The 13769-nt window shown below is 72.3% G+C and carries 13 protein-coding genes; 1 reads left to right on the top strand and 12 read right to left on the bottom strand.

Annotation, left to right across the window (positions count from 1 at the left end; all coding sequences use genetic code 11):
* Positions 1-52: 52 nt before the first annotated feature.
* The 6 genes from LIX60_RS24480 to LIX60_RS24455 form a co-directional block, all read right to left on the bottom strand.
* A complete protein-coding gene (locus tag LIX60_RS24480) occupies positions 53-1021 on the bottom strand; it encodes a DUF6879 family protein (RefSeq protein ID WP_227960624.1) in 969 nt (322 codons plus the stop codon).
* Between the two features lie 47 nt (positions 1022-1068).
* Positions 1069-2040, bottom strand: a complete 972-nt coding sequence (locus tag LIX60_RS24475; protein ID WP_043469115.1) for an SCO2521 family protein — start codon at positions 2038-2040, stop codon at positions 1069-1071.
* Position 2041: 1 nt separating this feature from the next.
* Positions 2042-3007: an SCO2522 family protein gene (locus LIX60_RS24470; protein WP_227960622.1), complete on the bottom strand. Its 966-nt coding sequence runs from the start codon at positions 3005-3007 to the stop codon at positions 2042-2044.
* Positions 3004-3921, bottom strand: coding sequence for an SCO2523 family variant P-loop protein (locus LIX60_RS24465; RefSeq protein WP_227960620.1), 918 nt, complete (start codon positions 3919-3921; stop codon positions 3004-3006). The genes LIX60_RS24470 and LIX60_RS24465 overlap by 4 nt, the downstream gene beginning before the upstream one ends.
* A 2-nt stretch (positions 3922-3923) precedes the next feature.
* The gene (locus LIX60_RS24460) at positions 3924-5765 is read right to left on the bottom strand and encodes an SCO2524 family protein (RefSeq protein WP_227960618.1); all 1842 of its coding nucleotides are present in this window, start codon (positions 5763-5765) and stop codon (positions 3924-3926) included.
* A 77-nt stretch (positions 5766-5842) separates the two neighbouring features.
* Positions 5843-6637, bottom strand: coding sequence for an SCO2525 family SAM-dependent methyltransferase (locus tag LIX60_RS24455; protein ID WP_227960616.1), 795 nt, complete (start codon positions 6635-6637; stop codon positions 5843-5845).
* A 278-nt stretch (positions 6638-6915) separates the two neighbouring features.
* Here LIX60_RS24455 and LIX60_RS24450 point away from each other — a divergent pair, with 278 nt between their 5' ends.
* A complete protein-coding gene (locus LIX60_RS24450; RefSeq protein ID WP_227960613.1) occupies positions 6916-7437 on the top strand; it encodes an N-acetyltransferase in 522 nt (173 codons plus the stop codon).
* Positions 7438-7488: 51 nt separating this feature from the next.
* On the opposite strand, the gene LIX60_RS24445 is transcribed toward LIX60_RS24450, so the two are convergent.
* From LIX60_RS24445 to LIX60_RS24420, 6 genes are all read right to left on the bottom strand, one after another.
* Complete coding sequence (locus LIX60_RS24445) at positions 7489-7869, bottom strand: hypothetical protein (protein WP_227960611.1); 381 nt, start codon at positions 7867-7869, stop codon at positions 7489-7491.
* A 449-nt stretch (positions 7870-8318) separates the two neighbouring features.
* Positions 8319-9332 (bottom strand): 2-hydroxyacid dehydrogenase, encoded by a 1014-nt coding sequence (locus LIX60_RS24440; RefSeq protein ID WP_227960609.1) that lies wholly within the window; start codon positions 9330-9332, stop codon positions 8319-8321.
* A gap of 196 nt (positions 9333-9528) precedes the next feature.
* Positions 9529-10557 (bottom strand): 6-phosphofructokinase, encoded by a 1029-nt coding sequence (locus LIX60_RS24435; RefSeq protein WP_227960607.1) that lies wholly within the window; start codon positions 10555-10557, stop codon positions 9529-9531.
* Positions 10558-10760: 203 nt separating this feature from the next.
* Positions 10761-11435 carry a response regulator transcription factor gene (locus tag LIX60_RS24430; RefSeq protein WP_227960605.1) on the bottom strand — a complete coding sequence of 225 codons (675 nt, stop codon included), beginning with the start codon at positions 11433-11435 and terminating at the stop codon, positions 10761-10763.
* On the bottom strand, positions 11432-12694 hold the full coding sequence (gene macS, locus LIX60_RS24425) for a MacS family sensor histidine kinase (RefSeq protein WP_227960602.1): 1263 nt from the start codon (positions 12692-12694) through the stop codon (positions 11432-11434). Before macS ends, LIX60_RS24430 begins: the two co-directional genes overlap by 4 nt.
* 133 nt (positions 12695-12827) lie before the next feature.
* On the bottom strand, positions 12828-13631 hold the full coding sequence (locus tag LIX60_RS24420; RefSeq protein WP_227960600.1) for a 1-acyl-sn-glycerol-3-phosphate acyltransferase: 804 nt from the start codon (positions 13629-13631) through the stop codon (positions 12828-12830).
* Between the last annotated feature and the right edge of the window lie 138 nt (positions 13632-13769).

Genomic DNA, 13769 nt, shown 5'->3' with positions numbered 1-13769 from the left:
GCGGAGCGACCCCGGGGCCTCCTCGGACCCCGGGGTGCCCGCACCCCGCCGGCTACTCGTCCGGCTCCGGTTCCTCCTCCCCGGCCTTCCACAGCTCCTCGAAGCGCTTGACCCGCCGGGCCACCCGGTCGTCGCGCAGGTCCAGGGTGGTCTTGGCGTTCATCCCGCGCAGGTCGGGCTCGACCTCGTAGGACAGGGAGTGGTCGAAGACGATGAAGTCGTTCGTGGTGTCGATTCCGGCGGTCGGCGGCAGCTCGGACAGCGCGAGGACGCGCACCTCGATGCCCAGGCCCTTCTGGTGCTCCACCAGCTGCAGCAGTTCCTCGTCGATCTCCTGCGGTGTGTTGACGATGAACAGCCGGCGGATGCTCACCCCGTGCTCGTGGATGGCATCGCGCTGGGCCCGCAGATAGCGCTGACCCAGCTCGGTGGGCCAGAAGTCGTGGTCCACGGAGGTGCTGGTGGCGTCGATGGTGCGGGAGGCGCACTGGGTGAGGGTCACGATCCAGTCGTGGTCCTCCCCGTCGTAGTCGGCGTGCTTCTGGTGGAGGTTGGCCATCAGGGTGCCGAGGCGGGTGACCTCGGCCTGGGCGAACGCCTTCATGATCTCGGGCCCCTCGGAGCCGACCATCGTGGCGTTGCGCACCAGCCGGGTCACCCCGTCGGCCCGCAGGGCCGACCCCTCGACCAGGCCGAACAGCTCGGTGGCGTGGTTGATCTTGGCGAATCCCTCGGCGACCAGCTCCTTCATCTCGGTGTTGTGACGGGTGAGACTGTGCTCCACGGCACCGAGCCGGCGCTCGAAGTCGACCATGTACTGCACGATCATGGCCGCGCCGGCGACGAAGACGGAGACCGTCAGCTTCCAGACCTCGGGCTGGTCGACGGCGTTGGTGAGTGCGTAGGTGAAACCGCCGATCAAGGCGGTGATCACGGTTTTCAGCAGGAACGGCGGAATGCCGGCCTGCTGCGGCGGGCCCAGGGCGGCCGGTGCCCCCGGTGTTCTCGTCGATGCGTGCATCTGTCGTCCTACTCCCCCGGTCGGGTCCGTGCGTGCCCGCACCCCCGTCAGCGTGCCGTCAGGGCTTCGCGCAGCAACGGAATGGCCTGCAGGGCGAGCTGGTCCCTGATGCGCTGGACCAGCGTCTGCCACTGCCGGGTGAATCCGGGCTTCCGCTCAAGCACCTCCCACAGCGGGCCCAGGGTCGTGTCCACTCGTGCTCTCGGCATCCACAGGTGCAACAGATGGTCCACGGCCGGGCGGAGCGCCATCACGGCGTCGTGCCCGTCCGCCGATCCCAGCCGGCTGCGCTCGACCATCCGTACGAGGGTCGTGAGCAGCCAGTCGTGCAGGGCGAGGTCCTCGCAGAGCCCCGCGCAGGCGGCCGGTTCGGTGTGCTCCGGCAGCCGCAGCTCCACGGTGCGCAGCCCGTCCTCGGCGAGGGTGAAGCGTTCGATCGACGGGCCGGCGCCGTCCGCGGCCCGTAACGCCGCCCAGCGCAGCCGGGTGCGCCGGGACTTGAAGGGGGGCCGCTGGTCGAGCAGCGGGTGCCGCAGCAGTTCGCCGAGGAGCCGTTCGGCGATCGCCCCCAGATCGAGCTCGCCGGGCTGCCGGCGGTCGGCCAGGACGCCGTCGGCGACGGCCCGTCCGGGCAGCCGGCCCAGGGGCTCCAGCACCCCGGGCCGGACGAGGTAGTGGCCCCAGGGACGGCGCAGGTCGGGGCCGCGGCCCGGGGAGCGGAACTGCGCGGTCGTCTGGAGCACCCGGCCCTCGACGAGCACCGCGCGGGCGGCGACCGTCCCGACGGCGCGCACCTTGGCACCGGTGGCCGCGGGCAGCCGGCAGTCCACACCGGTGAGGACGTCCGGGGAGACGGCGTGCAGATTGGGGCGCTCGGAGATCCGCACCCGCTCGTCCGCGCGGATCCGGAGCAGTTCGCCCGCCGCCGCCGCGGGCAGCGACGCGGAGGTCTGGAGCAGGCAGGTGCGGACCTCGCCACAGGCCAGCACGGTCTCCGCGGTGTCACCGGGCGCCCGCATCTCACGCCTCCGCGCAGAAGACGTGGGTGACGCGGTCGGCGACGGCGTCCGGAAGCGCGATCCGCTCACCGGCGGAGCGCTCGGCGACCTGGCCGAGCGCCCCGGGGTCCACCTCCACCTGGCCGAGGATGACACGGACGGCGTGCTCGACCGGCAGGAAACGGGAGGGCAGCACGGAACAGGTGCGGTAGGCGGCGAACGGCTGGGCCGCGGGGTTGAGCCGGGTCAGGGGTGCCAGGTCGGCCCAGTCCCGGGGAAAGCCGCCCTCGGGCCGGGGCCGGGGCCGGAGCACCGGCTCGCCGCGGTGGCGGAGGAGCCCGAGCCGGGCCAGCTGCCAGACGGCCGCGAGGAACGGGCAGGACCAGGTGCGGCGGCCGTCGCGGTCGTCCCAGAGTTCGACGTCCAGGAAGACGGAGTGGCGGTGGGCGGCGGTCTCGGCCGGTGGCCGCCAGGACGGCGGAAGGTCGTTGGCCATGGCCTCCAGCCGCTCCACGCCGGGGGTGCGCTCGCCGTTGGCGAGCCAGCCGATCTCCTTCACCGGCGGGCGGGAGCCGTCGCTGCCGGGCGGCGGCGACTCGACGAGCCGGTGCTCGACGGCTTCCGCGAGCCGCACGCCGTCCGCCACGTCGCAGGCGGATTCCCGGGCCAGGTAGTCGATGGTCAGCCCGCAGCGCTCGGCCTCGGTCAGCAGGAGGGGGACGACCTCGGCGGGCGAGGAGAACCGGCTGAAGTAGTCGTCGACGAGGAAGCAGGTGCTGACCCGGGGCCGCGCCCCCTTCCCGTTCACGGCCGAGGCGAGGACCGCGTCCACCCAGGGCCGCACCCGGGCGAAGTGTTCGCGCAGCCGTTCGGGGCCCGCCTCGAAGTCCTCCATGTACAAGTGGCCGATCTCCAGCGAGATGTGGGAGAGCGGTATGGACTGGGTGCGGGGGTCGGCCGTCGTCTCCCGGAAGACCGCGTCCGTCACGGCTGCCCCCACGACTCGTCGTCGGTGAGCTTCCTGGAGAGCTCTTCGAGGGCCTGCAGGGTCTCCATGTTGGCGATCCGGCTGGCGAGGACGTCCTCGTCGGTGATGAGCTGCTCACGCCACTGCAGGACGGGTTCCAGCGGTACGGAGCCGAGCAGCCGGGTGTAGCCGATGTCGAGGTCCGCGGCGAGCACGTCGAGATCCTGGTCGCACTTACGCATCCAGGCGGACTGGGCGGGCGGCACCTGGGACCACAGCGGCGACTCGGGATCGGGCACCGCGGCCCGGACGAAGCGGATGGCGCCGGTGAGCAGCGCCTTGTCGTGCCCGCGGGTGACGCCGCCGGCGACGATGCCCCGCTCACCGAAGACCAGCCCGGCGGCGGCGATCACATGCTGGCGGGTCCAGCGGTGGTAGACGAGCCAGCGGGCGGGAACCGAGCGCATCTCGCGCCGCGAGGTGGCCTCCAGGGCGAGGTCCACGGCGTAGCTGCGGCCGGCGCTCAGGTCGACCACGACGAGGTCGAACTCGCCGTTCAGCCGGAGGAGGAGATCGACGCAGCGGCGCAGCGTGTCCGGGCCGACGGTGAACTCGCCGCCGCTGCGGTCGCCGGGCAGCAGGACGAGATTCCCGGAGCCGGCCGGGCGGTGGCGCAGCACCTCGTGCTCGGTCTCGGCCCAGACGTCGGTCCGTGCCGGCTCGGTGGCGCGGCCCTGGAGGTAGGAGTGGAGCCCTCCCCCCTGGACGCCGCGCAGCGCGCCGGGCATGTCGAAGACGGCGGCGGCCGTGGGGGAGCCGAAGTCGAAGTCGAGATAGCAGACGTCGTCCCCGGCGAGCGCGCGGCGGTAGGCCAGGTTCGCGCTGGTGACGGAGCGGCCGGTGCCTCCCTTGTCGGAGGCCGCGAAGACGATCACCGTCACACTCCCCGGGAGGCCGTCTGCCGGGCCAGGGCCAGGGTGTCGAGTTCGCCGAGAACCTCCGTGCTGAGCGCGCAGGAGGTGCCCGGCTGTTCCTCCAGGAGCTCGCGGGCCCGGGCGAGCTTGATCTCGATGCCCTTGAGCGCCATCCCGCGCGAGCCGTCGGCCGTGGAGGTGGGTTCGAGCTGCTCGTTGCCGAGGAGGTGGGTGGCCTCGCTGAGGAGGTCGCGGGCGATGCCGATGAGCGTGCCGCTGCGGATCGGCGGCTGGGTGTAGAGCTGGCGCGCCGCGACCATGCACTCGGTGACGCGCTCGGTGATGCTCCAGGACAGCGACCAGCCGCGGGCCGGCGCGTCCGGGTAGACGGCGTGGATGTTGTCCCAGAGCCCCGCGCTCTCCCCGCTCCGGTTGCGGCGCTGCCAGAGGTGATCGAAGATCCGCTCGGCCAGCCGCAGCAGCCGGTCGTGGGAGGAGATGCTGCGGGACAGGGAGCACAGCTGGATGGTCCGCTTGAGCAGCTGGGCGGAGAAGTCCGGCATCGACCACTGCATGGGCGGTCCGAGCGCCTCACCGCCCTGGAGGGGCATGGCCACACCGGGGGCGTGCAGCTCGATGGCCGGGTCACCGACCTTCATGCGGCTGGTGACGCGGCCGCGTTCGGCGAGCCGTTCCATGACGTCGACGGTGCGGGTGAGGTCGTCGTCGGTGGCACGGCGGCGCACCAGGTCGTGGACGAGGATGGCGGCGACGGAGAGCGAGAAGTACTCCGACTCCTGCCGCTGGCCGGTGGTGCGCCAGGGGATGTCCTCCAGCGGCCAGCCGGCCTCCCCGAACCGGGCGATGCGCGACCAGTACTGCTGGGTGATCTCCCACCGGAGCCGCAGGGCCTCGGCGAGGCGCTGCTGTTCGACGTTGAGCAGGCCGAGGGTGAGGGTGCGCTCGGAGAAGAGGTCCTGGATGCCGTCGAGGGCGACGACGGTGAAGTAGAGGTACGGGGTGGGCTTGGCGACGCCGTCGGGCTGCGGGCCGATCTCGCTCTCGGTCTTCACCGGCGGGGCGTCCTTCACCAGGCTCCAGGCCCAGCCGCACTCGAAGAGCTGGTTGTCGTCGCCGAGGCCGTCGGCGACGTCGACACCGAGGGAGATGCTGTCCCGGATGGTGGCGCGCAGGGACCTGAAGCGGCGCTGGAACTGCTGGGCGGCGATCCGCTCGGAGACCCGGCCCTGGCCGAGGAGCCTGCAGAGGGTGCGGCCCTGGGGGGCCTCGGCGTCGAAGACGTTGACGGTGAAGGAGCGGAGCAGGCTCACCATGGCGGCGGTGAGGCGGGCCTCGGTGGCGGTCCTGAGTTCGTCGGCCATCGCCTGGACTTCGGCGCGGCGGGGCTTGCTCAGATACACCTTGAGAAAGCCGAGGGTGGCCAGGGAGAGCGTGATCGACAGGGAGAAGGAGTCGACGACACCCAACTGCCGCTGTTCCGGGGTGAGTTCGGCTTCGGAATCCCGGGCGTTGAAGTAGTGGCCCCCGGCGAAACTCGGTCTCTTGTCGTCCGTGGTGTGGGTGTTCATGAATTCGGCGACAACCGAAAGAAGCTTGGCCGGGAGCTCCAGCCGGCTGCCCGCGCCGCTGAGAACCTCCCGGACGTCACGGTCCGTGGTGTCCGGATCGTCCAGGCGGAACGCGGGGAACTCGGTGGCCGGGTACATGAGGCAGAGCAGGCGTTCGGCGTCCGCGACACTGCTGAGCCCGCCCGCGTCCCCCCAGTCCCATTCCCCGTCCGCGAATGAATAGCGGGCAATGGCCCGCCAGATGTCCAGCAATTGCTGGCGCGGTTTGATCTGCATCCCCCATACCCCTCACCCCGGGCCCGCCCCCGGACCGCCGACCGGAAAGCGGGCCGCCCTTCAATGGTGTGCGTTTATCACGATGAAACGGAACGGCGTCGGCCGCAGGCCACGATCATGCCCTCATATCCCTGGCGGAGAGGACGTTCGCCAGGAATGCCGATGCGCGTGATGTGCATGTCGCTTTCGGAATAGGGAGCCAGGCCCTCCCGTACCTGCTCCTCCTCCACACTGCAGGCCGGGAAGGATTCCCCGCCGACCGAGTAGCCCGTGGAGCCCTCCATGAAGGCGGCCGCGAAGGGCGCTCCGGGGCGCAGGCACTCCGCGAAGCGCCGCACGCCCACCCGGAACTCCTCGTGGGAGGTCGTCATCGACTCGGCCACGAAGAACATCGTGCCGATCCCCCAGCGCCGCTCGGGGAGATCGAACAGATTGCCCTGCTTGGGGCGGGCGGCCAGCCGCAGCCCCGCCCGGGGGTCCTCGATCCCGGCGTACGGCTCCACCTCGCGCAGGACGCCCCAGAAGGCGTCCCAGTTGGCCTCGTAGCCGGGCACCTGGCGCTCCAGCCACTGCACGTTGGTCAGGGCCCGCTCGAAGAGCGTGACCTCCGAGCACCAGGGGAGCAGAGTGAGCGCCGGGTACAGATTGGCGCCCGACCCGACGTCGATCCCCGGCACGGGAGCGGCCGCCGGGTGGAGCCGGAAATGGTCCCGGAAGTGATCCCGGACGATGCGGATGATCTGCTCGTCGTCGGAGCGCAGATGGCGGTAGTTGTGCTCGACGTACGCGTCGGAATCGAACGCGTTCCAGTCGGTCTCACCATTGAGCTCTTGCGATTTCCCGGGCCCGGGATCAAACGTTCTCAGAACCATCGTCCAAGCGTAGCGAGAAACCCCCGCCCGGTCTCAGCTTTGAACAAGCCATAGGGGGTTCGCGGAAGCATGGAACAGGCCCTGCCGGAGCACGGGGGGCGCGTCGGCGCAATGCGGCGTCTGGCCCGTTCCAACCTTGAACGTCCTGTTCGGTCCGGGAATCCTGGTCTGACCGCCGGCCGTCGGCCACCCCGCCGGAAGGCGCACGCCGTCCCACCGCGTTCCACCTGTACGGGTGATGACGCGTGGTCCCAGACCCTTTCACCAGGAAGTGGCGCATGACTGCTCTTTCCGGAGATCGATTACCGCTGTCCGCCGTCTCGGCCGTGTCCCTGGCCCCGGAGAGCCGGCCGCCATGGGTGAGAACGATCACCGAGGAGGACCTGCCGCCCCTCTCCCGGCTCGACGGAGAGGTCTTCGCCGAGCACGCCTACCCCTATTTCGTGCTGCGCCAGCTCTACGACCTGCACGGGGACCAGCTCCTGGTGCTGGACGACGGGGACTCCCTCGTCGGCTACGTCCTCGTCGGCACCCAGTCCGACAAGAGCCGCAGCTGGATCCTCGGCCTCGGGATCGACAGCGGGTCACGGGGCCGCGGCTTCGGGCGGCAGCTGATGGCGGAGGCCCTGCGCCGGCTGCGCGCGGAGGGGGTCGGCGAGGTCCGGCTGACCGTCGAGCCCGCCAACACCGCCGCGGTGGAACTGTACGAGTCGCTGGGTTTCGCCCGGCTCGACCACCACGAGAACTACTTCGGACCCGGCGACGCCCGGCTGGTGATGACGCTTCCGCTGCGGAGATGACACGGCGGCGGGGCGCGCTCGGCGAGGTGCCGTGCGCCCCGCCGTGCGCGGTCAGGGCCCGCCGGATCCGTCCGGATCATCCGGGGTACCCCGGGTGCCCGGGGCGTCCGGCGGGGTACCCGGGACGTCCGGCCGGACGGCATCCGGCTCCGGGGCGGGCTGCCCGGCCTCCGTTCCCTCCTCCGGGGGCGGGGGCGGCAGCGTGGTGAGCCGGCCGAGCAGCTCGCGGCAGGCCTCGTCCTCCGAGGAGAAGGCGCGCACGTCCTGGTCCCCGGAGCGCTGCCGGAGTCCCACGGCCCAGCCGTCCGGAGCGGGCCGCAGGAAGAAGTACACGTCCGAGGGGGACGGGATGTCGCGCACACCGGGGATGTCGTAGAAGGCGTCCGGCACCCGCTCCTCGCGCAGTACCCGGACCAGTTCCCGTCGGTCCACGATGCCGGTCCTCTCCTCGGGGGTGCCCGTTCCGTACGGCGGTCCTCGTCAGCCGGGCCGCCGGAGCGCCCGGGCGGCCGCGGTCCCGGGGACGGCGGTGCCGTTCACCGCCCCGAGGACGTGATACCCCGGCGGATGCCCCGGGGCGACGGGGCCGGGGCCGCCCGGCGGGATCACCCGCCCGGCGGACGGGGTGGCGGCCGGGGCCAGGGGCCGTCCGGGATGGCGCATGCGAGGTCCCGAGGTGTTCCGGTGGGATGGCTGGCACGGGCATACATCGCCGTTTTCACCGGACGGGCCGGGCGGCCCGGACCGGCGTCAACCGGTCGGAGCAGCGCCATCCCACGGGCGGGGGAAGACCACGGAACCGGACGGGGCACCCGGGCCGGGAAAGGTGCCGCGACACCCGGGCCGGGGAGCGGCGCGGGGAGGCCCGCCGGAAGGGTCCCTCAGCCGGCCGCGCGGCCGGCCGCCGGGACCAGGACGTTCTCGCTGGTGCGGCCGGCCAGGTAGTCGTCGATGTTGCCGACGGTGGTCTCGACGATCTGGGCGGTGGCGTCGCGGGTGTAGTACGCCTGGTGGGAGGTGACCAGGACGTTGCTGAAGGTCATCAGCCGGGCCAGGGTGTCGTCGGTGACCACGTCGAGCGACTTGTCCAGGTAGAAGAGCCCGGCCTCGGCCTCGTAGACGTCCAGCCCGACGCCCGTGAAGCGGCCCGCCTTCAGCTGCTCGATGAGAGCGCCGGTGTCGACGAGCCCGCCGCGGCTGGTGTTGACGAGGATCGCGTCGTCCTTCATGACGGACAGGCCGTGCCGGTCCAGCAGATGCTCGGTCGCCGGCAGCAGCGGCACGTGGAGGCTGACGAGGTCGGCCTCGGCGAGCAGCTCGGGCAGGTCCTCGCGGTACTCCATGCCCAGCTCGGTGCAGGCCGGGTTCTCCGCGATGTCCCAGCCGAGCAGCTTCATCCCGAAGCCGTGGGCGATGCGCGCGAAGCATTCGCCGATCTTGCCGGTGCCGATCACCCCGGCGGTGCGGCCGTGCAGGTCGCGGCCCATCAGCCCGTCGAGGCGGAAGTCGAAGTCGCGGGTGCGGGTGGCGGCCCGGACCACGCGCCGGTTGACGGCCATGGCCAGGGTCCAGGCGAACTCGGCGACGGAGTACGGGGAGTAGTGGGAGACCCGGGCGACCGTCATGCCGAGCTCGGCGGCGACCTCCAGGTCGATGTTGTTGAAGCCGGTGGCCCGCTGGGCGATCATCCGGGTGCCGCCCGCGGCGAGGGTGCGCAGCACCGAGGCGTCGAGCTGGGCGTTGACGCTGACGCTGATGATCTCGTGGTCGGCGGCGATGGGGGCGGTGTCCCGGTTGAGGAAGACGTCCACACAGCGGACGGTGTGCCGGCCGGTGAAGGCCCGCTCGATCATCGGCTTCTCATCGTTCTGGACGCCGAAGGCGAGGATGTCCACGATTCTCCCGGTACGAGCACACAGCTGCTGACGACAACGCCTTCGATGCTACTAGCCGTCCGGGAAGAGGCCGTGGCCCGCCGGGAGGGATCCGGGGCGGGAGGCGCCGGGACGGGCCGCGGTGACGGCCCGTCGCTCCGGCCGGGCGCCGCCCGCCCGCCCCGGGGTGGTGGGGGCGGGCGGCGCCTCCGGACCGTCAGCCGAAGAAGACGCCCGCCTCGGCGTACAGTTCCGGGCTCACGGTCTTGAGCCTGGCCGTCGCGTCGTGGATGGGCACCCGCACGATGTCGGTACCGCGCAGGGCGACCATCTTGCCGAAGTCCCCGTCCCGGACGGTCTCGATGGCGTGCAGCCCGAAGCGGGTGGCGAGCCAGCGGTCGTACGCGCTGGGGGTGCCGCCGCGCTGGACGTGGCCGAGGACGGTGGTGCGCGCCTCCTGGCCGGTGCGGGCCTCGATCTCCTTGGCCAGCCACTCGCCGACGCCCGACAGCCGGACGTGGCCGAAGGCGTCCTGCGAGCCGTCCTTGAGGACCATGTCGCCGTCGAGGGGCATGGCCCCCTCGGAGACCACCACGATCGGGGCGTAGCGGATCTTGAACCGGGACTCCACCCAGGCGCACACCTTCTCCAGGTCGAAGCGCTGCTCCGGGATGAGGATGACGTTGGCACCGCCGGCGAGACCGGAGTGCAGCGCGATCCAGCCGGCGTGACGGCCCATCACCTCGACGACCAGCACCCGCATGTGGGACTCCGCGGTGGTGTGCAGCCGGTCGATCGCCTCGGTGGCGATGTTGACGGCCGTGTCGAAGCCGAAGGTGTAGTCGGTGGCGGAGAGATCGTTGTCGATGGTCTTCGGCACGCCGACGCAGTTGACGCCGTAGTCGTCGGCGAGTCGGGCCGCGACCCCGAGGGTGTCCTCCCCGCCGATGGCGATGAGCGCGTCGACCTCCAGCTTCGCCAGATTCTCCTTGATCCGGCGGATGCCGTGCTCGGCCTTGAGCGGATTGGTCCGCGAGGAGCCGAGAATGGTCCCGCCGCGCGGCAGGATGCCGCGCACCGCCGGGATGTCGAGCGGAACCGTGTCGGCCTCCAGAGGACCCCGCCAGCCGTCGCGGAACCCGACGAATTCGTACCCGTACTCCTGGACGCCTTTGCGGACGACGCCCCGGATCACGGCGTTCAGTCCGGGGCAGTCACCGCCACCGGTCAGTACTCCGACCCGCATGGGATCTTCCCTTCGTGATCATTCTCCGTAGTCGCGCCATTACGCGCTCACGGTAGTAGTGATCCAGATCACAGGGGATGGGAGCAATCGGTCGATTTCGCACTTTCCCGGGGAGACCGGTCCCCGGCTTCACCCGGATGGAGTGACGGACGGGGATGGCGGGCGGGGAGCCGGAGGGGCCGCCGGCCGGAACCGACGGGGCGTCAGGCCTCGTCGAGGCCGCGCTCGATGGCGTAGCGCACGAGCTCCACCCGGTTGTGGAGCTGGAGTTTGCCCAGGGTGTTCTGGACGTGGTTCTGCACCGTGCGGTGCGAGATGACCAGCCGTTCGGCGATCTGCTTGTACGAAAGGCCCTTGGCGACGAGCCGCAGGACCTCGGTCTCCCGGTCCGTCAGCCGGGGGGCGTCCGGGGCGCCGGCGGAGGGCGGCTCCGGCTCGGACGCCAGCCGCCGGTACTCGCCGAGCACCAGCCCGGCCAGGCCCGGGGTGAACACCGGGTCGCCGGCCGCGGTCCGGGCCACCGCGTCCAGCAGCTCCCCGGCCCCCGCGGACTTGAGCAGATAGCCGGTGGCGCCCGACTTCACCGCCTCCAGCACGTCCGCGTGCTCACCGCTGGCCGAGAGCACCAGCACCCGCAGCCCCGGCTGCGAGCCGACGAGCTGCCGGCAGACCTCGACCCCCGGCAGCCCGGGCAGGTTGAGGTCGAGGACCAGGACGTCCGGCCTCGCGGCACGGGCCCGCCGCACCGCCTGCGGGCCGTCCCCGGCGGTGGCGACCACGGTGTGCCCGGCCGCCGCCAGGTCGCGCGCGACCGCGTCCCGCCACATCGGGTGGTCGTCGACCACCATCACCCTCACCGGCGCCGGTTCCGTCGTCATCGGCTCTCACTCCCCCGTGCTGTCCGCGGTATCCGCAGCTCGACTTCCGTGCCCTGCCCGGGTACGGACAGCAGCTCGGCGCTGCCGCCCAGTTCGCGCAGCCGGCCGCGGATGGAGAGGGCGACGCCGAGCCGCCCCTCCCGCTCCGCGTCCGCGAGGCGTCCCTCCGGGATGCCCGGGCCGTCGTCCCGGACGGTGACGATCACCTCGCCCGGCTCGTCCTCCAGCAGGATCCACGCCCGCGCGTCCGCGCCCGCGTGGCGGTCCACATTGTCCAGGGCGGCACCCACGGCGGCGGCCAGTTCCTCCGCCGCGCGCGTCTCCAGCAGGACGGGCGCGCCCGGCTCGGCGAAGGAGACACGGGAGTTCGCACAGGCGGCGAGCAGGGTCCGCAGATCACGGCTCCCGTCCGCCGCACCCGTGGACGCACCCCCCGAGGACGGACCGGCGGGCTCCGGTGCGCCGTCACCGCCCTCCGCGGCCGGGGAGCCGGCCGGGCCGGGGCGCGGCTCCCCGCCGCCCCGGGAGGCCTGCTCGGGGGAGCGCCGGGCCGCGGGGACGAGGCCGCCGGCCACCAGGGTGCGCAGCGCCACCTCCTGTTCGCCCGCCATCCGCCCCAGCTCGGCCGCCTCGCCGCCGATCTCCGCCCCGCGCCGCTGCACCATCGCGAGCACCTGGAGCACGCTGTCGTGGATGTCGCGGGCCAGCCGCTCCCGTTCGCGGGTGGCGGCGTCGACCTCCAGGGCCCGGGCGAGGGTGCGCTCACTGGCCCGGGCCACCTCCACCACGTAGCCGATGGCGACGCTGGCGATCCAGACCAGCAGAACGTTGTGCATGGTGTCCTGGGCGGGCGTGCCGCGCTCGATCAGATTGGCGACGCCGACGACCGCGGAGACGACCGCCGCCCAGCGCCAGCCGCCCTTGAGGGCGAAGCCCAGCACCGCGCCGGCCGTCCAGATGGACGGCAGGGTGGGGCCACCGGCGGCGATGCGCTCCGCGGTGTCGACGACGGGCGTCAGCAGGATGCCGGCGACCGCCACGGTCAGGTCGGCGACCAGGAACCGCAGGGTGCAGCGCTCGGCGGAGGAGACCCGGCCGGCGGTCGCCAGCGTCCACACCGCCAGCACGGCGAGATAGGCGGCGGCGCCGAGCGGGCGGGCGTACTCGTCGTGGTCGTAGCCGAAGAGGGCGATGGCGTAGGCCATGGTCAGCACGCGGTAGCCGGTCAGCGCCCGCCAGAGCGGCTGCTCCACGGACATCCGGGGCCGGCTCCGCCCGCCGGAGGGTCCGCCCTCCCCGGCCGCGCCCTCCCGGGCCGCCGTCCCGCCGCCGGGCCGAACGCGTGACCGCAGACTCGGTGCCATCTCCCCAACCCCCCTCACCCGGGACGGATCACGCCCCGGAATCCCCCGGTGCGCCGGTCTCTTCGGCGCCCCCGGCCCCGCGCTCCCCCTCGGCCCGCCGGGCGCTCTCCGCGCCGGGCGCCGCCTTCTCCTCGTCCTTCCGCCGCTTCGCCGCCTCGGCGAGCTGCCGCTTGGCGACGTTGGCGTAGACGTCGACGTACTCCTGGCCGGACAGCTTCATGATCTCGTACATGATCTCGTCGGTCACCGAACGGAGGATGAACCGGTCGCTCTCCATGCCGTGGTAGCGGCTGAAGTCCAGCGGCCTGCCGATCCGTATCCCGGGGCGCATCAGCTTCGGTATGACCTTCCCCGGCGGCTGGATCTTCTCCGTGTCGATCATGGCGACGGGGATCACCGGGGCCCCGGTGGCGAGGGCGATCCGCGCGACACCGGGCTTGCCGCGGTAGAGCCGTCCGTCCGGTGAGCGGGTGCCCTCCGGGTAGATCCCGAACAGCTCGCCGCTCTCGATCACCCCGGCGCCGCTGCGCACCGCCGCCTCCCCCGCGGCGCGCCCGCCCGAGCGGTCCACCGGCAGCTGGCCGACGCCCTTGAAGAAGGCGGCGGTCAGCCTGCCCTTGACCCCGGGCGAGGTGAAGTACTCCGCCTTGGCGATGAAGGTGACCTTCCGGTCCACCATGGCGGGGAAGAAGAAGGAGTCCGAGAAGGAGAGATGGTTGCTGGCGAGGATCGCCGGGCCCTCCGCCGGGATGTTCTCCAGCCCTTCCGCCCAGGGACGGAAGGCGAGTTTCAGCGTCCCGCCGATGGACAGCTTCATTGCGCCGTAAAGCAACCGAGGACCTCCTGTGTGTGCGGCACGACTCTAGCCTGCCGCCGCGGGCGTTCCGGCCCGGAGGCGGTCGGCGGACCTACCCGGTACCGGCGCCGTCGCGTACGGTGAAAACCGGCCGTGCCCACCGGCCCGGCATCA

The sequence above is a fragment of the Streptomyces sp. S07_1.15 genome (assembly GCF_020739505.1).
Taxonomy (GTDB): Bacteria; Actinomycetota; Actinomycetes; order Streptomycetales; family Streptomycetaceae; genus Streptomyces; species Streptomyces xinghaiensis.
This window is presented reverse-complemented; position numbering and strand designations above follow the sequence as displayed.